Origin of the sequence: Streptomyces filamentosus (assembly GCF_014654895.1) — a bacterium.
In the GTDB taxonomy this organism is placed as follows: Bacteria; Actinomycetota; Actinomycetes; order Streptomycetales; family Streptomycetaceae; genus Streptomyces; species Streptomyces filamentosus.
The window spans coordinates 4,006,552-4,027,026 of sequence record NZ_BNBE01000001.1 but is presented as its reverse complement, the minus strand read 5'-3'; the positions used below and the strand labels follow the sequence as shown (position 1 = coordinate 4,027,026).

The 20,475-nt window shown below is 72.8% G+C and carries 22 protein-coding genes; 8 read left to right on the top strand and 14 right to left on the bottom strand.

The features are described from left to right. Positions 1-81: 81 nt before the first annotated feature. Genes IE326_RS18060 through IE326_RS18045 form a run of 4 tightly spaced genes read left to right on the top strand, consistent with a single transcriptional unit; the run spans position 82 to position 3,207 of the window. Positions 82-1,065, top strand: coding sequence for a metal ABC transporter substrate-binding protein (locus IE326_RS18060; RefSeq protein ID WP_190042029.1), 984 nt, complete (start codon positions 82-84; stop codon positions 1,063-1,065). 9 nt (positions 1,066-1,074) lie between these two features. Beyond that, positions 1,075-1,839 (top strand): metal ABC transporter ATP-binding protein, encoded by a 765-nt coding sequence (locus IE326_RS18055; protein ID WP_150228109.1) that lies wholly within the window; start codon positions 1,075-1,077, stop codon positions 1,837-1,839. A gap of 2 nt (positions 1,840-1,841) precedes the next feature. Then, positions 1,842-2,738 (top strand): metal ABC transporter permease, encoded by an 897-nt coding sequence (locus IE326_RS18050; RefSeq protein WP_150228110.1) that lies wholly within the window; start codon positions 1,842-1,844, stop codon positions 2,736-2,738. A gap of 58 nt (positions 2,739-2,796) precedes the next feature. Beyond that, positions 2,797-3,207 carry a Fur family transcriptional regulator gene (locus IE326_RS18045; RefSeq protein WP_030761773.1) on the top strand — a complete coding sequence of 137 codons (411 nt, stop codon included), beginning with the start codon at positions 2,797-2,799 and terminating at the stop codon, positions 3,205-3,207. Between the two features lie 67 nt (positions 3,208-3,274). On the opposite strand, the gene IE326_RS18040 is transcribed toward IE326_RS18045, so the two are convergent. From IE326_RS18040 to IE326_RS18025, 4 genes are read right to left on the bottom strand one after another with little or no spacing between them, the layout of a single operon-like run. Beyond that, a complete protein-coding gene (locus IE326_RS18040) occupies positions 3,275-3,823 on the bottom strand; it encodes a YcxB family protein (protein ID WP_190042028.1) in 549 nt (182 codons plus the stop codon). 44 nt (positions 3,824-3,867) lie between these two features. After that, the gene (locus IE326_RS18035; RefSeq protein ID WP_150228112.1) at positions 3,868-4,692 is read right to left on the bottom strand and encodes an isoprenyl transferase; all 825 of its coding nucleotides are present in this window, start codon (positions 4,690-4,692) and stop codon (positions 3,868-3,870) included. A gap of 12 nt (positions 4,693-4,704) precedes the next feature. Continuing rightward, the gene (gene recO / locus IE326_RS18030) at positions 4,705-5,454 is read right to left on the bottom strand and encodes a DNA repair protein RecO (RefSeq protein WP_150228113.1); all 750 of its coding nucleotides are present in this window, start codon (positions 5,452-5,454) and stop codon (positions 4,705-4,707) included. A 50-nt stretch (positions 5,455-5,504) separates the two neighbouring features. Then, positions 5,505-5,720, bottom strand: coding sequence for a hypothetical protein (locus tag IE326_RS18025; protein ID WP_150228114.1), 216 nt, complete (start codon positions 5,718-5,720; stop codon positions 5,505-5,507). A 524-nt stretch (positions 5,721-6,244) separates the two neighbouring features. Here IE326_RS18025 and IE326_RS18020 point away from each other — a divergent pair. Beyond that, positions 6,245-7,039, top strand: a complete 795-nt coding sequence (locus IE326_RS18020) for a DUF3592 domain-containing protein (protein ID WP_150228115.1) — start codon at positions 6,245-6,247, stop codon at positions 7,037-7,039. 228 nt (positions 7,040-7,267) lie between these two features. Continuing rightward, entirely contained in the window at positions 7,268-8,635 is a 1,368-nt protein-coding gene (locus IE326_RS18015) for an FAD-dependent oxidoreductase (RefSeq protein WP_150228116.1), read from the top strand. 72 nt (positions 8,636-8,707) lie between these two features. On the opposite strand, the gene IE326_RS18010 is transcribed toward IE326_RS18015, so the two are convergent. The 3 genes from IE326_RS18010 to leuA form a co-directional block, all read right to left on the bottom strand. Further along, complete coding sequence (locus IE326_RS18010) at positions 8,708-9,400, bottom strand: TerB family tellurite resistance protein (protein WP_229915387.1); 693 nt, start codon at positions 9,398-9,400, stop codon at positions 8,708-8,710. 127 nt (positions 9,401-9,527) lie between these two features. Next, the gene (locus IE326_RS18005) at positions 9,528-10,886 is read right to left on the bottom strand and encodes a choice-of-anchor A family protein (RefSeq protein ID WP_190042027.1); all 1,359 of its coding nucleotides are present in this window, start codon (positions 10,884-10,886) and stop codon (positions 9,528-9,530) included. Between the two features lie 229 nt (positions 10,887-11,115). Beyond that, on the bottom strand, positions 11,116-12,879 hold the full coding sequence (leuA, locus tag IE326_RS18000) for a 2-isopropylmalate synthase (protein ID WP_150228119.1): 1,764 nt from the start codon (positions 12,877-12,879) through the stop codon (positions 11,116-11,118). A gap of 293 nt (positions 12,880-13,172) precedes the next feature. Here leuA and IE326_RS17995 point away from each other — a divergent pair, with 293 nt between their 5' ends. Continuing rightward, positions 13,173-14,216, top strand: coding sequence for a M4 family metallopeptidase (locus IE326_RS17995; protein ID WP_190042026.1), 1,044 nt, complete (start codon positions 13,173-13,175; stop codon positions 14,214-14,216). Between the two features lie 22 nt (positions 14,217-14,238). Continuing rightward, positions 14,239-14,487 (top strand): protealysin inhibitor emfourin, encoded by a 249-nt coding sequence (locus IE326_RS17990; RefSeq protein WP_150228121.1) that lies wholly within the window; start codon positions 14,239-14,241, stop codon positions 14,485-14,487. On the opposite strand, the gene IE326_RS17985 is transcribed toward IE326_RS17990, so the two are convergent. From IE326_RS17985 to IE326_RS17955, 7 genes are all read right to left on the bottom strand, one after another. Continuing rightward, positions 14,484-14,855, bottom strand: coding sequence for a hypothetical protein (locus IE326_RS17985; protein WP_150228122.1), 372 nt, complete (start codon positions 14,853-14,855; stop codon positions 14,484-14,486). The two genes, IE326_RS17990 and IE326_RS17985, sit on opposite strands and share 4 nt — an antisense overlap. A gap of 2 nt (positions 14,856-14,857) precedes the next feature. Then, positions 14,858-15,820, bottom strand: a complete 963-nt coding sequence (gene era, locus IE326_RS17980) for a GTPase Era (protein ID WP_051804878.1) — start codon at positions 15,818-15,820, stop codon at positions 14,858-14,860. Between the two features lie 29 nt (positions 15,821-15,849). Beyond that, positions 15,850-16,797, bottom strand: a complete 948-nt coding sequence (locus IE326_RS17975; RefSeq protein WP_190042025.1) for a WxL protein peptidoglycan domain-containing protein — start codon at positions 16,795-16,797, stop codon at positions 15,850-15,852. Positions 16,798-16,892: 95 nt separating this feature from the next. Continuing rightward, positions 16,893-18,233, bottom strand: a complete 1,341-nt coding sequence (locus IE326_RS17970) for a beta-xylosidase (protein WP_150228124.1) — start codon at positions 18,231-18,233, stop codon at positions 16,893-16,895. Between the two features lie 202 nt (positions 18,234-18,435). Beyond that, positions 18,436-18,918: a hypothetical protein gene (locus IE326_RS17965; protein ID WP_150228125.1), complete on the bottom strand. Its 483-nt coding sequence runs from the start codon at positions 18,916-18,918 to the stop codon at positions 18,436-18,438. 197 nt (positions 18,919-19,115) lie between these two features. Next, positions 19,116-19,478 (bottom strand): cytidine deaminase-like protein, encoded by a 363-nt coding sequence (locus tag IE326_RS17960; protein WP_190042024.1) that lies wholly within the window; start codon positions 19,476-19,478, stop codon positions 19,116-19,118. Between the two features lie 27 nt (positions 19,479-19,505). After that, the gene (locus IE326_RS17955) at positions 19,506-20,324 is read right to left on the bottom strand and encodes a helix-turn-helix transcriptional regulator (protein WP_373310237.1); all 819 of its coding nucleotides are present in this window, start codon (positions 20,322-20,324) and stop codon (positions 19,506-19,508) included. Positions 20,325-20,475 lie beyond the last annotated feature (151 nt).

The following is a 20,475-nucleotide window of genomic DNA, read 5'->3' as shown; positions in this document are numbered from 1 at the left end:
GGCCCCGGGTGGCCGGGGTCACGGCCCGGACCGGCCGGAGGCAATTGACAACCGTTTCCAGTTTTGTTGAAAATGAGTGTCATGAACGTACGCCGTCTGATACCCACCACCGCCGTCACCGGAGCCGTCGCCCTCGGCCTCCTGACCCTCTCCGCCTGCGGCGGAACCTCCGACGCGGCGGACAAGGGGAGCGACGGCAAGCTGGACGTCGTCGCGTCCTTCTACCCCATGCAGTACCTGGCCGAGCAGATAGGCGGCGGCCACGTGGCCGTCCGGACCCTCACCGCGCCCGGCGTCGAACCCCACGACCTGGAGCTCAAGCCGCGGCAGATCGGCGAGCTCGCCGACGCCGACGTCCTCCTCTACCTCAAGGGCATCCAGCCCGCCGTCGACGACGCCATCGCCCAGGCCGGCGTCGAGCACACCGTCGACGCCGCCGGCCTCACCTCCGTCGAGGGCCACGGCGCCGAAGCCGGCGAGGGCCACGACCACGCCGAAGAGGGCGGCGAGTCCCACGAGGGCCACGACCACGGCTCCGGGTCCGGCACCGACCCGCACGTCTGGCTCGACCCCGTGAAGTACGCCGAGGTCGCCGAGGGCGTCGGCGCCGCCTTCGCGAAGGCCGACCCGGACCACGCCCCCGACTACAAGGCGAACACCGCCGCCCTGGTGAAGAAGCTCGGCGCCCTGGACACCGAGTTCGAGACGGGCCTGAAGAACACCGCCACCCGCACCTTCATCACCACCCACTCCGCCTTCGGCCACCTCGCCGAGCGCTACCACCTGGAGCAGGAGGGCATCTCCGGCGTCGACCCCGAGTCCGAGCCGAGCCCCGCCCGCATCAAGCAGCTCCAGGACATCGCGAAGGCCGACAAGGTCTCCACCGTCTTCTTCGAGACCCTCGCCAGCGACAAGACCGCGAAGACCCTCGCCGCCGACACCGGTCTGAGGACCGACGTGCTCGACCCGCTGGAGGGAATCACCGACAAGTCCCGGGGCGCCGACTACGTCGAGGTCATGCGATCCAACCTCGCCGCCCTCAAGACCGCCCTCGGCGCCAAGTAGGAGACCCCCGTGCGCGACGACCCCGTCCTCTCCGTCCGCGGCGCCACCGCCGCCCTCGGCGCCCGCCCCGTCCTGCGCGGCGTCGACCTCGACGTCGGCCGCGGCGAGGTCGTCGCCCTGCTCGGCGCCAACGGCTCCGGCAAGTCCACCACCGTCCGCGCGGTCATCGGCCAGGTGCCGCTGACCGGCGGCACCATCGAGCTGTTCGGCACCGAGCGGAAGCGGTTCCGCGACTGGGCCCGCGTCGGCTACGTCCCGCAGCGCACCACCGCCGCCTCCGGCGTCCCCGCCACCATCCGCGAGGTCGTCTCCTCCGGCCGGCTCTCCCGCCGGAGGTTCGGCTGGGCCACCCGGGCCGACAAGGCGGCCGTCGAGCGGGCCGTCGACCTCGTCGGGCTCGCCGACCGCGCCGGGGACTCCGTCGCCGCGCTCTCCGGCGGCCAGCACCAGCGGGTCCTCATCGCCCGCGCGCTCGCCTCCGAACCCGAACTCCTGATCATGGACGAGCCGATGGCCGGCGTGGACCTCGCCAGCCAGGAGGTCCTCGCCTCGACCCTGCGCGCACAGGTCGCCGGCGGCACCTCCGTCCTCCTCGTCCTCCACGAACTCGGCCCGCTGGAGCCGCTCATCGACCGCGCGGTCGTCCTCCGCGACGGCTGCGTCGTCCACGACGGGCCGCCGCCCGAGGCCCTCGGCCAGCACGCCCTGCCCGGCCACGACCACGTCCACCCCCACGCGGCCGGAGAGCCGCTCCGCACGGGACTGCTGACCTGACCATGGACTTCCTCGAACCTGCCTTCATGCAGCGGGCGCTCCTCGCGGCCGTCCTCGTCGGCATCACCGCCCCCGCCGTCGGCATCTACCTCGTCCAGCGCCGCCAGGCCCTGATGGGCGACGGCATCGGGCACGTGGCGATGACCGGCGTGGGCCTCGGCTTCCTGCTCAACTCCAGCCCGGTCTGGATGGCGACCCTCGTCGCCGTCGCCGGTTCCGTGGCGATGGAGCTGATCAGGGCGTACGGCAAGACCCGGGGCGACCTCGCGCTCGCCCTGCTCTTCTACGGCGGCATGGCCGGCGGCGTGCTGCTCATCAACCTCGCGCCGACCGGCTCCAACGCCAACCTCACCTCGTACCTCTTCGGTTCGCTGTCCACCGTCTCGCCCGAGGACGTCACCGCGATCTCGGTCCTGGCGGCCTTCGTGGTCCTGGTGACCGTCGGACTGCGCCGGCAGCTCTTCGCCGTCAGCCAGGACGAGGAGTTCGCCCGCGTCACCGGCCTGCCGGTGCGGCTGCTCAACCTGCTGATCGCGGTCACCGCCGCCGTCACCGTCACCGTCGCCATGCGGGTCGTCGGCCTGCTGCTCGTCAGCGCGCTGATGGTGGTCCCGGTGGCGGCCGCCCAGCAGCTGTCGAAGTCCTTCCGGGCGACCTTCGTGCTCGCCGTGGCGACGGGCGTCGCCGTCACCCTGGCCGGCACCGTCACCACGTACTACGTGGACGTCCCGCCCGGCTCGACGATCGTCCTGTACGCGATCGGCGTCTTCGTCCTGATGACACTGCTGGCCGCCCCGCTGGCCCGGCGCCGCGCCCGGGCCGCCGAGGCCGCCGCCGTGGAGGGCTGCGACACCCCGGTCCCGCCGGCCCGCGGGCCCGCGGACGACGTCAGGGTCTGACCCGGCCCGGGGGGGTACTGGCAGAATGACGGGGGCAACGGATACAAAGGAGGCCCCCGTGGCAACGGCAGGACCCCCCGTACGCGGCCGCTCCACCCGGCAGCGGGCCGCCGTGTCGGCGGCGCTGAGCGAAGTGGACGAGTTCCGCAGCGCGCAGGAGCTGCACGACATGCTCAAGCACCGCGGCGACTCCGTCGGCCTGACCACCGTCTACCGCACCCTCCAGTCGCTGGCGGACGCGGGCGAGGTGGACGCGCTGCGCACCAGCGAGGGCGAGACGGTCTACCGCCGCTGTTCGTCCGACGACCACCACCACCACCTCGTCTGCCGCGCCTGCGGCAAGGCCGTCGAGGTCGAGGGGCCGATGGTGGAGCAGTGGGCCGAGGCGGTCGCGGCGGAGCACGGCTTCGTGAACGTCGCGCACACGGTCGAGATCTTCGGGACCTGCGCGGAGTGCGCGGCGAAGTGAGCTGAGACCTGACATACGTGAGGGCCCGTTCCGGACGACCGTCCGGAACGGGCCCTCGCGCATGCCGTCAGATCCGGTTGCTGTGCCGGTCGAGCAGGGCGCGCAGCCGGTCGGCGTCGGCCGGGTCGGCGAGGCCGTGCTTGGGCAGGTAGGCGAAGCCGGAGCCGGTCTTCCGGGGCGTGAGCAGGACGAAGAGCCGGTCGGTCTCCGCGTACCGGGGCAGCATCGCCCAGCGGATGACCTGCTCGGTGTCCCGGGCGGCCCACCGGCCGCCCTCGGCGTCGACGACGGCCCGGGCCTCGCCCTGCGCGCGGACGGAGAGGAAGAACGCCCGGGCGACGGCCCACCCCATCAGGTGGACCGCGGCGACGGCGGCCGCGCCGAGCCCCGCCATCCCGGCCACGGTCCCCGGGTCCGGCTCGCCCGGGAGCAGCAGCTCCAGGGCTGCGACCAGGAGGGCGAGGGCCGCGGCGCCGTACGCGAGCAGGCGCAGCGCCCGCCACCAGCGGGCGGCGTCCAGGGTGACGCGCACCGCCTCGCGCACGTCGGCGAGGGCGGGGAGGTAGGCGAGTTCGATCCGGTCGTGGAGCGTGGGGTCGTCCGTTGTCCCGTTCACCCGCCGGATCGTAGCGCCACCCCCCGGTGGGCCCTCCCCCGGTCTCAGGCCTTGTCGAGGACGGCGAGGTCGGCCGGGTCGACGCCGCCGAAGCGGCGGTCGCGCTGGGCGTACTCGACGCAGGCGCGCCACAGGTCGCGGCGGTCGAAGTCGGGCCACAGCACGTCCTGGAAGACCATCTCGGCGTACGCGCTCTGCCAGATCAGGTAGTTGGAGGTGCGCTGCTCGCCGCTGGGCCGCAGGAAGAGGTCCACGTCCGGCATGTCCGGGTAGTAGAGGTACTTCTGGATGGTCTTCTCGGTGATCTTCGCGGGGTCGAGCCGGCCCGCCCTGACGTCCTCGGCGAGCGCCTGCGCGGCGTCGGTGAGCTCGGCGCGGCCGCCGTAGTTCATGCAGAAGTACAGCGTGAGCTTCGTGTTGTCCTTGGTCTGCTCCTGGGCGATCTGGAGCTCCTTGGCCACGGACTTCCACAGCTTGGGCATGCGGCCCACCCAGCGGACGCGGACGCCGAGGGAGTCGAGCTGGTCGCGGGACTTGCGGATGAAGTCGCGGTTGAAGTTCATGAGGAAGCGCACCTCCTCGGGGGAGCGCTTCCAGTTCTCGGTGGAGAAGGCGTACAGCGAGATCGAGCCCACGCCCATCTCGATCGCGCCCTGGAGGACGTCGAGGACCTGCTCGGCGCCGACCTTGTGGCCCTCGGTGCGGGGCAGTCCGCGCTCCTTGGCCCAGCGGCCGTTGCCGTCCATGACGATCGCGACGTGCTCCGGCACCAGCTCGCTCTGGAGCTTGGGCGGGCGGGCGCCGGACGGGTGCGGCTCGGGGGTCGCGTACTCCCGGCGCTGGCGTCCGAGCAGTCGTGCGATGGCCATGGCTGGTGTCTCCTAGCTGTTCTCTACGTAACGCAGGGAGCGCAGGCCGCGCTCCAGGTGCCAGTGCAGATAGGCGGACACGAGTCCGCTGCCCTCTCTGACGTGACGCGGCTCGCACGCGTCCGCCGTCGCCCAGTCGCCGGTGAGCAGCGCGCTGAGCAGGCCGATGGCCTCCGCCGAGGGTACGACGCTTCCGGGCACCCGGCAGTCGCCGCATATGACGCCGCCCGCCGCGACCGAGAAGAAGCGGTTGGGGCCGGGGAGTCCGCACTTGGCGCAGTCGTCGAAGCTGGGCGCGTAGCCGTTCACGGCGAGGGAGCGCAGGAGGAAGGCGTCGAGGATCAGATGGGGGGCGTGCTCGCCGCGGGCGAGGGTCCGCAGGCCGCCGACGAGCAGCAGGTACTGCTGGACGGCGGGCTCGCCCTCGTGGTCGGTGAAGCGCTCGGCGGTCTCCAGCATCGCGGTGCCGGCGGTGTAGCGGGCGTAGTCGGTGACGATGCCGCCGCCGTACGGGGCGATGGTCTCGCTCTGGGTGCAGAGCGGCAGTCCGCGGCCGATCAGCTCGCTCCCGCGCGCGAAGAACTGCACGTCCACGTGGGAGAAGGGTTCGAGCCGCGCCCCGAACTTGGACTTGGTGCGGCGCACCCCGCGGGCGACGGCCCGCACCCGGCCGTGGCCGCGGGTGAGGAGCGTGATGATGCGGTCCGCCTCACCCAGCTTCTGGGTGCGCAGCACGATGCCGTCGTCGCGGAACAGACTCATGGCCCCATTCTCCCGCACCCGGGGAGGCTCCCGGGCGCGGGTGGCGGGGCTCAGGGGACTTCGCCGCGGCTGCGGGCGTTGGCGTGGGCGGTGGCGGCGCTGAGGCGCTCGGCGGAGGTGGCCTCGCGGAGGCCCTCGGGGGTGACGTCCCACGCGCGTCCGCCGCCGAGGGGGCGGACCTGAACGTAGGGGCCGTCGTGTCCCATGACCCGCGCGACCCGCCCGGTGCGGATCTCCACGACGTACGCCCCGATCCGTAGTGCCATGGCCGGCCCTCCTTCCCGACGGCGGGTCCCGGTGCGCCGGGCCGGGGCCGTCGTACGGAATTCCCCGTTGTCGTTGCTCTCTGCTGTCTTCCTTCACCAACGTATGCCTTTCTGAATCCATTTCCGGTCTCCCCGCTCCGGGTGACCCGTGCGCCGTGGAATCGGCGCGCCCACCAGGGGAGTTCGGTGGTCTTCCGGGTGCGGTCCGGGCCGGGATGTTCGAGCGGATAATTCGATTCGGGGCCGTCGGGTCGACGGTGGGAACGGGGAAATCCCGGAGATCCGGGGGATTCCCGAACGGCCGCCCGGAGGGCCGGCGGGGGCATTTCCGGGGCGTCCCCGCTTTTGTTCCCGGCGTACGCCGGGGCGTGCGGAGGGGGCGCACGGGAGGGGCCGTCCGGGCGGTCGCCGGGACCGGGCATGGTGCGGGGCGGTCCGGTGCCCCTACGATCGGCCCGGGAGCGTCTTCCTGTCGCCCGCAGACGCCCCGGGACGCACCGACCGGCGGCGGAGGAACGCGGACGATGACGGCCACCCCCTCTCTGGTCCTGCGCGGTGGAGAATCGGTTCTCCGCTTCGCGGGCGGGCCGGTCACCCTGCACCGGCCGGACAAGGAACACCACATACCGCTGGCGGCGATCTCGTTCGTCCACGCCGAGGGGCGGTCCGTCGCGATCGTCCTCACGGCCTCGGGCGCGAACGAGCCGACGATCTACCGGGTGGCCGGGGTCAGCGAGGCCGGCGCGCTCGCCTTCGCGGACGCCGTGACGGCCGCCCTGCCCGAGGTCCCGGCCCCCGACGGCGCCGAGCTCGTCACGACCAGCACGCCCGGGGCCCCGGGACCCCGCCGCGCCCGCTGGAAGCCCGTCGCGGTCGCCGTGGTCGCGGTGCTCGTCGCCCTGGACGTGTTCATCGCCCTGAACGGCCCCCGGGGCGAGTACGCGGTCGTCTTCTGGATGGCGGCCGCCTTCGCCGCGACCGGCGTCCTCCTCGTGCGCTCGGCGGGCCGGGAGGCGTACCGGCAGTGGCGCCTGCCCCGGCACGGGATCACGGTCGTCGGCGAGTTCAGCCACTACACGAACGACCGGAAGGTGTACCGCTACACGGACGCCACCGGCGCCGGCCACACCTACACGGCGACCTCGGGCCCGGACGCGATCGAGCTCGCCTACGATCCCCGGGCCCCGGAGCGGGCGATCCAGCCGGACACCCCGTACGGGCGCGTCATGGGCGGGCTCGTGACGCTCCTGGGCTGCGTGATGGCGGCCGGCTCCGTGGCGGCGGCGGGCGCGCTGGTCCTCGCGGCGGCGCGGGGCTGAGCCGCCCCCGCCCCCGCCCCCGCCTCCGCCTCCGCCCCTTCCTCTTCCCCCCGCCCCCGCTCCCCCGGCGCACGCTCACCTCGAACCACTAGCATCGCTTGGGGAAGTCATAAGTTCGCCTTATGAGGGCATAGGCCGGGGTCGGGTACCACTTCGCCCCCCGGGTTATTTAGGGTGGCCTAAGTGTCGGCGGCCTCGCCGCACGTCGTATGCGAAGGGAACCCAGTCATGCCCCGCCCCCTCCGGGTCGCGATCGTCGGCGCCGGCCCCGCCGGCATCTACGCCGCCGACGCGCTGCTGAAGTCCGACACCGCCTCCGGGCCGGGCGTGTCCATCGACATCTTCGAGCGGATGCCGGCCCCCTTCGGCCTGATCCGCTACGGCGTCGCCCCCGACCACCCGCGGATCAAGGGCATCATCACCGCCCTCCACCAGGTCCTCGACAAGCCGCAGGTCCGCCTCTTCGGCAACGTGAACTACGGCACCGACGTCCACCTCGACGACCTGCGCTCCTTCTACGACGCGGTGGTCTTCTCGACCGGCGCCATGTTCGACCGCGAGCTCCAGATCCCCGGCGTCGGCCTGAAGGGCTCCTTCGGCGCCGCCGACTTCGCCTCCTGGTACGACGGCCACCCGGACGTCCCGCGCACCTGGGACCTGTCGGCCGAGAAGGTCGCCGTCCTCGGCGTCGGCAACGTCGCCCTCGACGTCGCCCGCATCCTCGCCAAGACCGCCGAGGAGCTGCTGCCGACCGAGATCCCGGCCAACGTCCACGAGGGCCTGAAGGCCAACAAGGCCGTGGAGATCCACGTCTTCGGCCGCCGCGGCCCGGCCCAGGCCAAGTTCAGCCCCATGGAGCTGCGCGAGCTGGACCACTCCCCGAACATCGAGGTCATCGTCAACCCCGAGGACATCGACTACGACGAGGGCTCGATCGCCGAGCGGCGCAAGAACAAGCAGACCGACATGGTCGCCAAGACCCTGGAGAACTGGGCGATCCGCGACGTCGGCGACCGCCCGCACAAGCTCTTCCTGCACTTCTTCGAGTCCCCCGTCGAGATCCTCGGCGAGAACGGCGAGGTCGTCGGCCTGCGCACCGAGCGCACCGAGCTCGACGGCACCGGCAACGTGAAGGGCACCGGCGTCACCACCGACTGGGACGTCCGGTCCGTCTACCGCGCGGTGGGCTACCTCTCCGACGAACTGCCCAAGCTGCCCTGGGACGCCGTCAGCGGCACCGTCCCCGACCGGGGCGGCCGGGTGATGGAGGGCGAGGAGCACATGGCCTCCACCTACGTCACCGGCTGGATCCGCCGCGGCCCGGTCGGCCTCATCGGCCACACCAAGGGCGACGCCAACGAGACCGTCGCGAACCTCCTGGAGGACTTCGCCGAGGGCCGCCTCCTCACGCCGGCGAGCCCGGAGCCCGACGCGGTCGTCTCCTTCCTGGAGGAGAAGGGCCTCACCTACACCACGTGGGACGGCTGGTACGCCCTGGACGCCGCCGAGAAGGCGCTGGGCGAGCCGCAGGGCCGCGAGCGCGTGAAGATCGTCGAGCGCGAGGACATGCTCCGCGCCAGCGGCGCGATCGGCTGACGCCGCACCCGGTCGTGACGGAGGGGGGCACCCGGCGGGTGCCCCCCTCCGTCACGTCTTCCGGGCCCGGCGTCAGGAGACCGTACGGGCGGAGGCCAGCAGCCGCAGGACGTCCTCCGGCCGGAGGCCGAGCGCCGTCCCGACGGTGCCCAGGACCTCCTGCTCGGCCGGGCTGTACCCGCCGTCGGCGAGGGCGATCCGGGCCGCCTGGAGCAGCAGCGCCTCCCGCCCGGCGGGCTCCAGGTGCGGGGTGAGCGGGGCGACGGCCTCGTGGATCTCGATGGCCAGGAGGGCGCCCTCGGGGTTGATCTCGGGCATGAACCGGCCGGTGTCGGCCTCCAGGGCCTCCACCAGGTCGACGAGCTGGACGGCCGTGCAGTCGGCGTACCCGGCGGACCGGACGGCGCGCACGGCCCGGTCCAGGACCTCGCGGGAGGCGGTGCCGCCGGCCGCGAGGACGGCGAGGGCGACGGTGTGGACGGCGTCCCTCAGCATCGCCGAGAAACGGCCGGTGGTGGGCCGCTCCAGCACCTCGGTGCCGAAGTGGGTGTGGCAGGCGGCGCACTCCACCACGGGGCCGGTACAGCCCCGTGGCAGGAGGGGGACGCCGAGGACGGCGAACCGGCGGCGGCCGGTGCGCCGTCGGTAGTTGCGGTCCCCGCCGCACTCCTCGCAGAAGAACTCGCCGTCGCCGATGGTGTTCCAGGAGGTGCGGATGCCGCAGACGGCCAGCTTCCCACCACGCGTCTTCCGGGCAGAACGCACGCGCACCTCCTCGACGGCCCGGCTGCACTGCCGGTGCGTGGGCGTGATGTTAGCCACATCCATGATGTGGCGTCAGCACCTCGTCACCACTTCGCACCGGAGATGGCCGAGACGTGACACCGGGGTTTCAGGCCCGGCGGCGGCGCTTCGCGAAGGCCAGGAAGCCTCCGCCGACGAGGACGGCGGCGACGGCCGCCCCGATGACGCCCGGTCCGACGGCCGATCCGGTCGTCGCGAGATCACCCTCCGGGGTGGTCGCGGAGGGGCTGGGAGCCGCGTCCGTCGTCTCCGGGGTGCCGGCCGGGGAGGTGGTCTCGGCGGGGGTGGCCGAGGGGGAGCCGGAGGAGCTCGCGGAGGGCGTCCCGGAGGGCGCGGGCGCGGTGGTCTCCGGGGTGCCCCCGGTGGGCGTGGGGGTCGGGGTGGCCGGCGGGGCGGTGGTGGCCGGCGGGGTGGGGACGGGGGTGTCGGTCGGCTCGGGGGTCTCGGGGGTGACGACCGGGCCGGGGGTCGTCTCCTTCGGCAGGCAGCCGGCGAAGGTCATCTGGTGGGTCTCGGCACCGGGGACGGTGACGAGGTTCCGGGCGATGACGGCGCCGTTGACGTGGCCGGGGCCGACGCCGGGGCCGCCCATGTGGACGGTGGCGCCGGGGGCGAGGATCGTGCCGGGCCAGGAGGTGTAGTTCTTCTTGACCGTGGTGGCCTGGGGGAAGTTCCACAGCAGCTTGGAGCGGATCGTGCGGTAGGCGTCCGGCACGTTGTAGTCGTCGATGACGGCCGCGCCGCCGGAGACGTTCTTGTAGTAGACGCCGTAGGTGGCGTTGGCGCTCATGTCGTACGTGGCGCCGAGGACGTTGACCAGGGTGGAGGCGCCGACCGGCACGTCCAGGGTGATGGCGCGGGCCTTCTGGAGGTCGGCGGCGTCCACGGCGAAGACGTTGAGCTCGCTGTCGGTGCCGGTGAGGAAGACGCCGTCGCCGGAGGCGGAGACCGAGCCGTTGGGCTTCTCGCCGGCCCAGCCGGCCGAGAGGGTCCGCAGGGTGGTGAACTCCTTGCCGAAGTCGACCGGGGAGGCGCCCTCGGCGATCGGTCCGTCGACGCCGAAGTTCTTGCCGCCGGAGGCGTTCACGACCTTCCAGGCCACGCCGGTGCCCTTGGTGATGACGACCTGGTTGGCGGAGAGGGTGCCGCCGACGACGAGGCTGTGGCCGCCGGGGAGCTTCGCGAGGTCGCCGGAGGTGAGCTGGTAGCCGACGGAGAAGCCGGAGGGGGCCTTCGGGTCGCCGAAGGTGGCGTCGCCGCCGACGGCGACCGCGCCCTCGGAGTCCGAGTGGCGCACGGAGTCCCGCTCCACGAACTCCGCGTACAGCCCGGCCGTGCCGAGCGGGTTCGGCACGCACTCGGTGGAGGCGGCGGAAGCGGCGGGGGCCCAGGCGAGGGCGGCTCCGGTCACCGCGAGGACGGTGGCCACGGCAGCGGACGTGCGCATGCGAAACTCCAGGTCAGGGAGTGCGGGGAGGAAGGGTGGGGAGGGTCCCGTGGGGAGTGGTCTGTACCATCCGTCACACCTTGATGTGCCGTCAACTCACCTGATATCGCGCCGATTCCGGCATGTCTACATGATCCTCCTTAAGCGAACCTGAAACTGTGACGCACCTCACAAAACACGGCGCCCCGCCCCCTCACGGAGGGGGCGGGGCACCGCACGGAGCGTGAGGTCAGCGCGCGGAGCGGTTGACCGCCGAGATGACCGCCTTCAGGGAGGCGCGGGTGGTGTTGGCGTCGATGCCGATGCCCCACAGCACGCGCCCGTCGATGGCGCACTCGATGTACGAGGCGGCCTGCGCGGAGGCGCCCTCGCTCATGGTGTGCTCCTGGTAGTCCAGCAGGCGGGCGTCCACGCCGACCGACTGGAGGGCGTCGAAGAAGGCGGAGATCGGACCGTTTCCGGAGCCGGTCAGGACGGTGTCGACGCCGTCGACGACCGCCTCCACGCGCAGGGTGTCGGTGCCGTCGGTGTCCGAGGTGGACTGGCCGGAGCGCAGCTGGATGCGGCCCCAGGCGTTGTCCGGGTTGGGCAGGTACTCGTCCTGGAAGACGGACCAGATCGCGGCCGGGGTGACCTCGCCGCCCTCGGCGTCGGTCTTGGCCTGGATGATCCGGGAGAACTCGATCTGCATCCGGCGGGGCAGGTCCAGCTTGTGGTCGTTCTTCAGGACGTAGGCGATGCCGCCCTTGCCGGACTGCGAGTTGACCCGGATGACGGCCTCGTAGGAGCGGCCGACGTCCTTCGGGTCGATCGGCAGGTACGGGACGGCCCACTCGATGTCGTCGACGGTGACGCCCTTCGCGGCCGCGTCGGCCTCCATGGCGTCGAAGCCCTTCTTGATGGCGTCCTGGTGGGAGCCGGAGAAGGCGGTGTAGACCAGGTCGCCCGCGTAGGGGTGGCGCGGGTGGACCTCCATCTGGTTGCAGTACTCGCTGGTGCGGCGGATCTCGTCGATCTGCGAGAAGTCGATCTGCGGGTCCACGCCCTGGCTGAACAGGTTCATGCCCAGGGTGACCAGGTCGACGTTGCCGGTGCGCTCGCCCTGGCCGAACAGGCAGCCCTCGATGCGGTCGGCGCCGGCCATGATGGCCAGTTCGGCGGCGGCGACGGCGGTGCCGCGGTCGTTGTGCGGGTGGACGGACAGGCAGACGTGCTCGCGGCGGGTCAGGTTGCGGGACATCCACTCGAAGCGGTCCGCGTGCGTGGAGGGCGTCGAACGCTCCACGGTGGCGGGCAGGTTGAGGATGATCTCGCGGCCGGGGCCGGGCTGCCACACGTCGCAGACGGCCTCGCAGACCTCCAGGGCGAAGTCCAGCTCGGTGTCGGTGAAGATCTCCGGGCTGTACTGGTAGCCGAAGGTGGTCTCCGGGCCCAGCAGCTTCTCGGCGTACTCCATCACCAGGCGGGTGCCGTCGACGGCGATCTGCTTGATGTCGTCCTTGGAGCCGCGGAAGACCACCCGGCGGAAGGTCGGCGCGGTGGCGTTGTACAGGTGGACGGTGGCGCGGTGGGCGCCGACCAGGGACTCCACGGTCCGCTCGATCAGGTCCTCGCGGGCCTGGGTCAGCACGGAGATGGTGACGTCCTCCGGGATCGCGCCCTCTTCGATGATGGAGCGGACGAAGGCGAAGTCGGTCTCGCCCGAGGACGGGAAGCCGACCTCGATCTCCTTGTAGCCCAGGCGTACCAGCAGGTCGAACATCTCGCGCTTGCGGGCCGGGGACATCGGGTCGATCAGGGCCTGGTTGCCGTCCCGCAGATCGGTGGACAGCCAGCGGGGCGCCTTGGTGATGCGCCGCTCGGGCCAGGTGCGGTCGGGGATCTCGACGGCCTCGTAGCGGCCGTACTTGTGGATCGGCATCCCGGACGGCTTCTGCGTGTGCGTCGCGTTGGTGATCGGCGTGGGCCGGCTGACGAACGGGGACTGGGACATGGCGTAGGGCTCCTCGGGTCCTCAGGGGGGACGGCCGACTGTCGAACGCAACACCGAAACCCGCGGGGAGGGGGTCGGCCTACGACTACAGGCCCTCGCCGCGGCAGCTAAGGAGAAGCAGCCCGAAACGCATGATGTGCGTCACCATAGCCCAGGCCCGGGGAAGGCGGACGTCCTGTTCCAGTATGCGGGACGGCCGTGTCGTCAAGACCCAAAGGTGACCCATCACTCCATTTCGCCAATCCCCGTCACTTCTCGTGACACCGCCGTCGCACAGTGCCACATTGCCGGGTATGACCTCCCCCTTCTGCACGATCGTGCCGCCCCACCTCCTGGAGCACCTGGCGGCCTCGGACAACCCCTCCGTCGCGGCGGCCGCCCGCCGCACCCTGATCGCCGACGCCTCGGCCCGCACCGCCCGGGTCCTGCCGCGTGCGGCCGCCGCCCCGGTCGGCGCGCCCGCCGGTCCCGCCGCCCCGCGCCGCACGATCCACGACGCCGGGCACCGCACCGCCCTGCCCGGCGCGAAGGTCCGCGACGAGGGCGAGGAGGCGACGCCCGACGCCACCGTCAACCGCGCCTACGCGGGCCTCGGCGCCACCTTCGCGCTCTTCCGGGACGCCTTCGGGCGCGACTCGATGGACGGCGCGGGGCTGCCGCTCATCGCGACCGTCCACTACGACGAGAACTACGGCAACGCCTTCTGGAACGGCGAGCAGATGGTGTTCGGCGACGGCGACGGCGAGGTCTTCCTCGACTTCACCCTCCCGGTGGACGTCATCGGCCACGAGCTGGCCCACGGCTTCACCCAGTACACGGCGAACCTGGAGTACTTCAGCCAGTCCGGCGCGCTCAACGAGTCGGTCTCCGACGTCTTCGGCTCGCTGGTGAAGCAGCACGCGCTCGGCCAGACCGCCGACCAGGCCGACTGGCTGATCGGCCAGGGCCTCTTCCACCCGGACGTGGAGGGGACGGCGCTGCGCTCGATGAAGGCGCCGGGGACCGCGTACGACGACGACGTCCTCGGCAAGGACCCGCAGCCGGCCCACATGGACGACTACGTCCGCACGAGCCGGGACAACGGCGGGGTGCACATCAACTCCGGCATCCCCAACCACGCCTTCTACCTGGTGGCGACCGAGCTCGGCGGCCACGCCTGGGACCGGGCCGGGCGGATCTGGTACGACGTGATGACCGGCGGCACCCTCACCCCCGAGACCCGCTTCTCGGAGTTCGCGGCGGCCACCGTGGCGGCGGCGAAGGCGCGGTACGGCGACGCGGCGGAGATCCAGGCCGTCACGAAGGCGTGGGCGGCCGTGGGCGTACCCACCGACTGAGCCGGACTGGTAGACACGTCCCATGCGGATTCGAGTGCGGCGCACGGGCGGTTTCGCGGGCATCGAGCGGTCGGCGGAGGTGGAGGTCACGGGCCCCGAGTGGGAGTCCCTGGCCGCCTCCGTCCTCGCCGCGGCGGCAGCCGTCCGGGGCGTCCCGGACGGCTTCTCGTACGAGATCACCATCGACGGCCGGACCGTGCGGTGCGCGGACCCGCACCTCACGGACGACCAGCGGACCCTCGTGACGAGGGTCCTCAAGGAGGGCGCCTAGCTCGCGTCGGCCGGGTGCGGCGGGGCGGGGACGCCCAGGTCCGTGAAGGGGCCGGTCAGGAGGGCGTACTGCTCCGGGGTGAGCCGGCCGCGCTTGAGGACCGCGCGGCCGGCGATGCAGATCGCGGACTTGGCGTCGGAGAGGAGCCCCGTGAGGTGGTCGTCCAGCTCGTCGGCGCGGGCCAGCAGCCCGTCGCGGACCCGGCGCACGAGCGCCGAGTCCTGCGCCGCCGACGGCCTCGCCGCCAGGCTCGCCTCCCGGCCGCCCCGGGAGCGCTCCTCGACCATCCGGTCGAAGGCGGCGGCCAGTCCGGCGGGCGGCAGGACGACCGCGTGGTCGACGAAGCGCTCCGTCCCCGCGTCGAGCACCGCTAGAAGCCGAGCCGGCGCAGCTGCTTGGGGTCCCGCTGCCAGTCCTTGGCGACCTTCACGTGCAGGTCGAGGAAGACCGGGGTGCCGAGGAGGGCCTCGATGTGCTTGCGGGACTTCATCCCGACCTCCTTCAGGCGGCTGCCCTTGGGGCCGATGATGATGCCCTTCTGGCTGGGGCGCTCGATGTACACGTTGGCGTGGATGTCGAGCAGCGGCCGGTCCGCGGGGCGGCCCTCGCGGGGGATCATCTCCTCGACGACGACCGCGATGGAGTGCGGCAGCTCGTCGCGCACGCCTTCGAGCGCGGCCTCGCGGATCAGCTCGGCCACCATGACCTGCTCCGGCTCGTCCGTGAGGTCGCCCTCCGGGTAGAGCGGCGGGGACTTCGGCAGGAGCGGGATGAGCAGGTCGGCGACGAGCTGGACCTGCTTGTCGCCGACGGCGGAGACGGGCACGATCTCGGCCCACTCGATGCCGAGCTCCCGGCCGAGCTGGTCGATGGCGATCAGCTGCTCGGCGAGGGTCTTGGAGTCGACCAGGTCGGTCTTGGTGACGATGGCGACCTTGGGCGTCTTCTTGATCTCGGCGAGCTCCTTGGCGATGAAGCGGTCGCCGGGGCCGAGCTTCTGGTCGGCGGGCAGGCAGAAGCCGATCACGTCGACCTCGGCCCAGGTGGTGCGGACGACGTCGTTGAGCCGCTCGCCGAGGAGGGTGCGCGGCTTGTGGAGGCCCGGGGTGTCGACCAGGATCAGCTGGGCGTCCGGGCGGTGCACGATGCCGCGCACGGTGTGCCGGGTGGTCTGGGGGCGGTTGGAGGTGATCGCCACCTTCTGGCCGACCAGAGCGTTGGTGAGGGTGGACTTGCCCGCGTTGGGGCGCCCGACGAAGCAGGCGAAGCCCGCCCGGTGGGGGGCGGTGTTCTTCTCATCGGTGTCATCACTGCGCACGCTCATGGGGGCCATTGTCCCCGATGAGCGGCCGCCCCACGTACTCAGTGCCCCCCTCGGGCCCGGCGGCGCCGGATCCGCCACCCCGCGAGGCCCCCGGCGGCGAGGAGGAGCGCCGCGGCGAACAGCCCGGGCAGGGCGAGGAAGGACACGCCGACGCTCTCCCGGACGTCCCCGGCGGTGGCGGTGAGGGTCACCTCGCCCCAGTCGAGCTGCGGCGAGCCGATCCACCGTTCGGTGAGCCGGATCCGCTGCCGGGGCAGCAGCTCGGACGGCACCTGGGCGAGCTCGCGGTCGAGCAGGCTCCGGCCGAAGAGCCCTTCGGCGCGCAGGACGACCTTGGGGTTGAGGGTGACGTTGCCGCGGTTGTGGAGGGTGTACGTGACGAGGGCGGCGGAGGTCCTGGTGCCGGGGACGAGCGGCCGGTCCTGGTCGAGGGTGACGTCCTCGACGGCGAGGGCGGGCACGGCCGGGCCGTTGACCTTGAGGTAGACGCGGGCGCCGACGGCCCGCTGGACGCCCAGGGCGACGGCGCCCCCGCCGCCGGGGGCGATCCGCTCGTCGAGGGCGACGACGGCGCCGGGGTGGTCGCCGGGGTCGGCGTCGGCGGGGACGGTGAGGGTGAAGGGGACGGTGACGGCCGAGCGCGGCGGGACGGTGACCGCGGTGCGCTCCGGCACGATCCAGGCGCCGGTGCCGGTCTGCTCCTCCCCGGCGGTGCGCAGGGCGAAGCCGCCGTCGCGTTCGGTGTTGTAGGCGTCGGCGCCGTAGAGCCGGAAGGTGAGGGGGGCGGTCGTCTTGTTGGCGACGGTGACCTTGTCGCGGAGGGTGGTGCCGGGATCGGCGGTGAGGAAGAAGTAGGGGCGTTCGCCGAGGCGGGCGGCGGCCGGGTAGACGGCCCACTCCTCGTTCTCGGCGGCGCGGGCGGCGGGGGCGGCCCCGAGGAGCAGCAGGGCGGCGCTCAGGAGGAGGACGTACAGCTTGCGACGCACGGTGCGGACCCCCGGGTGGGTGCGGGTGGGGAGGAGCGGACGCGGGGCGCCGACGGGCCGGCCGGGGGTGCGCCCGGCCGGCCCGTCGGCCGGTGTCAGGACAGGGTCAGCGTCAGGACGCCGGTGTAGCCGCCGGGGGCGGTGAACGCCGGGACGTCCAGGGACAGTCCGGCGTCGAGGGTGAACTCGCCGCCGGTGACCGTGCCGTTCTCGGTGGAGGCGAGGGTCGCGCCGCCGGTGCCGACCGGTCCGGCGGAGCCGGCCGTGCAGGCGCTGGGGCTGCCCTCCTTGGCGACGCAGGCCGGGGTCCAGCTGAGCCGGTCGGCCCCGATGGCGCCGCCGGGGCCGGTGAAGTCGGTGACCTTGCCGGTCACGGACCAGCCCGCGGGGCCGCCGCGGAAGTCCTTGACCGTCACCGTCTGCAACGCTCCGGTGGCCGCGCCGCCCTGGCCGAAGTCGACCGCGGAGAGCGCGACGGCGTCACCGGCCTGGGTCATGGACAGCTCGCCCGCCCTGACGGTGGCGGTGAGCCGCTGGCTGTTCGGCGGGGTCGGGGTGTCGTCGACGACCTGGTAGGCGATCGGGCCCGCGCCCTTCTCGGCGTTCCAGCCGGTGCCCTCGTACGCGACGATCCCGGTGGTCGCCCTGTCGTTCACCTTCAGGCGGGCGGTGAAGCCGCCCTCGCTGTCGGTGGTGACGGTCATCCGGTCGGCGCTCTCCGCCGCTCCGGCCCGGCCGACGACGGTGACCTCGGTGAGCGGGGTGAACCTGGCGCCGGTGACGGTCACCCGGACGCCGGGGGCGCCGGAGGTGGCGCCGAGTTCGAGGGTCCGCTCGTTGGGCACGGACTGGTCGCCGGCCTGGACCGTCTCGGAGACGGGCGCGGGCGGGTTGAGGACCGTGCAGGGGGTGTCCAGCTCCATGAGGTAGCTGGTGTGGATGTTGTAGTCGCCGGGCGCGAGGGTGATCGCCCCGGCCTGGGTGACCGTGAAGCTGCCGGTCATGGAGAAGCCCGGGAAGGCGCCCTTGCCGGGGACCGGCGGGTTCTTCCTGGGGCCGGTGACGGTGACCGTGCCGGTCTGCGCGCCGCCGAGGACGACCTTGCCGCTCGGGGTGAGGATGTCCGCCGGGAGCGCGAGGTCGACCGGGTTGGAGGCGGCGGGCTTGGTGATCGAGTAGGTCACCTTGACCGTGTCGCCGACCTTGGGCGCCTTGTTGTCGACCGAGACCACGGCGGTGGTGGTGCCCTCGATGGGCGGGATGCCCGCGATGGCCGGCGGGATGCAGCGGGTGGTGAAGTCCACCGACTGGGCGGAGCCGACGGCGTTCGCCGGGGCGGCGAGCGCGCCGCCCGCCGCGACCGCGAGGGCGGTGGCGCCGAGGACGGCGGTCCAGCGCCGTCTTCGGGTCACCGCCCGGGTTCGGGTGAATGCCATGTGAATGCCCCCTCCTGAGGGTCGAGAGGGCGCCATTGACGGCCGGGGGCCGAAAGAAGTCAAGAGAGACGGACCCCATTGCCTGATGGGTCATCAGATGTTGACGGGATCGGGCGGCGCGCGGGCTCCCGCGGGGCCGTCGGCGGGCACGCGGAGGACCGGTGCCGCCCTCGGCGGCACCGGTCACGAGTGGTGCGGCGGGTCAGCTGATGACGAACTGTCCCGGGGACTGCGAGGTCACCGCGTCGCAGTTCACCGTGACGCCGAAGATCACCAGCTTGAGGGCGACACCGGCGAAGTACGAGTTGAGCTTGTCGCCGGCCACCACGTTGGTCGCGGTCAGCGGGCCCAGGTTCGCGCTGCCGCCGGCCGGGATCGCCGGGTTCTTCTTGCCGGTGAAGACCCGGTTCGCACCGGCCGAGTTGGCCAGGGTGAACGTGGCGCTGATCGTGTCCGCGCCGACCGCGATCGGCGTGGTCACGGGAGCGGTGATCCAGACCTGGCCCGTGGTCCCCGAGTGGGTCATGGTGATCGTGGCGGTGCCGCCGCCCCAGCTCCCGCAGTCGTACGTGGCCGTCGCCGAACCCGGCGAGACGGCGGCGGAGGCCGTGGGGGCGAAGGCGAGCGACGCCGCGGCGAGCCCCGCGGCGACCGCTCCGGCCGCACCCAAGCTGCTTCTTCTCATGGTGGGTTCGTACCCCTTCCCGATGGACGCAGGGGTGCGGGCACTGCGTGGAATGACGGAGATCTGACGGCCCGTCGGACCGTCCGCCGCCTATTGAGACGCAGACCGCACGGGAAGGCAAGAGAAGTCGCGGAGATCCTTCACAAACGCGCAAGGGTCCGGCCCCGGCCGGACCCCCACACCGCTCCGGGCGCTCCTCAGCCCGCCGTGACCGCCGCGCGCAGCTGTCCGTCCGACCCCGCCAGCAGCACCGGCGTCCCGGGGCCGCCCAGGTCCCGCACGGCCGCCCGGTCCTCGTCGGACACGGCCTCGACGGCCGACACCACGGCCGCCGCCTCCAGCGACTGCGCGCCGCTCGCCACGGCCATCGCCACGGCCGTCCGCAGGGCGCTCAGCTTCAGCGACTCCAGCTCCACCGTGCCCGCGACGTAGGTGCGGCCGGTGTCGTCCCGTACGGCCGCGCCCTCCGGCACGCCGTTGCGGGCGCGGGCGCTGCGCGCCAGCGTGATGATCTTCAGGTCCTCGGGGCCGAGGTCGCCGTGCTCGCTGCTGAGTGTCATGGACCGAGCATAGGTCGGCGGGCCTCCTCAGCCCGCGACCGGGTACATCGCCCCCCGCCGGCCCTCCGGCGAGGCCAGCCACTCCAGCTTCTCCGCCGTGCCGGCCTCCGGCAGCGGGGTGTGCAGCACGATCACCAGGTCCGGGCGGGCCGGCACCCGCAGCTGGGTGGCCTCCATGACGAGCCGTCCGGCCACCGGATGGTCCATCTCCTTGCGGTTCAGGCCGCCCGGCCGGATGTCCCGGCGCTCCCACAGCTCGGCGAACTCCGGGCTCGCCGCCCGCGCCTGCGCGACCACCGCCCGGAACCCGTCGTCGTCCGGGCACTCCGAACAGGCCGACCGGAACTGCGCCACGATGCTCGGCGCCAGCTCCTCCCAGCCCCGCATCCGCTCCCGGTACAGCGTGTCGGTGAAGAAGTCGAGGAGGCAGTTCCGGGTGACGTCCGGACGCATCCCGAGCACGGCCGCCGCCGCCTCGTTGTACATGACCGTGTTCCAGTACACGTCCATGATGTGCGCCGGGAAGGGCATCCACGCCTCGATCAGCCGGCGCAGCCCGTCGCACATGTCCCGGTCCTCCGGAGCCGGTTCGAGGGCCGGCGGGTTGAGCCCCGCGAGGACGTACAGGTGGCGCCGCTCGGCCGGGCTCAGCTTCAGCACCCGGGCCACCGCGTCCAGCACCTGCGGGGAGACGGTGATGTCCCGGCCCTGCTCCAGCCACTGGTACCAGCTGACGCCGACCCCGGCGAGCACGGCGACCTCCTCGCGCCGCAGCCCCGGCGTGCGCCGCCGGCCGCCCGCCGGGAGACCGGCCTCCTCGGGACTCACCCGGGCCCGCCGGCTCATCAGGAACTCGCGCAGCTCCGCCAGCCGGTGCGCCTTGCCCCCGGCACCCTCCACCGCAGTGACCACGTCTGCTTCCTCCCCCGGACGCCTGGTGGTGCGACCAACAGGATAAGTTCCCGCTCCCCGGCGTTGTTCCCGGACCGCGAGGGTC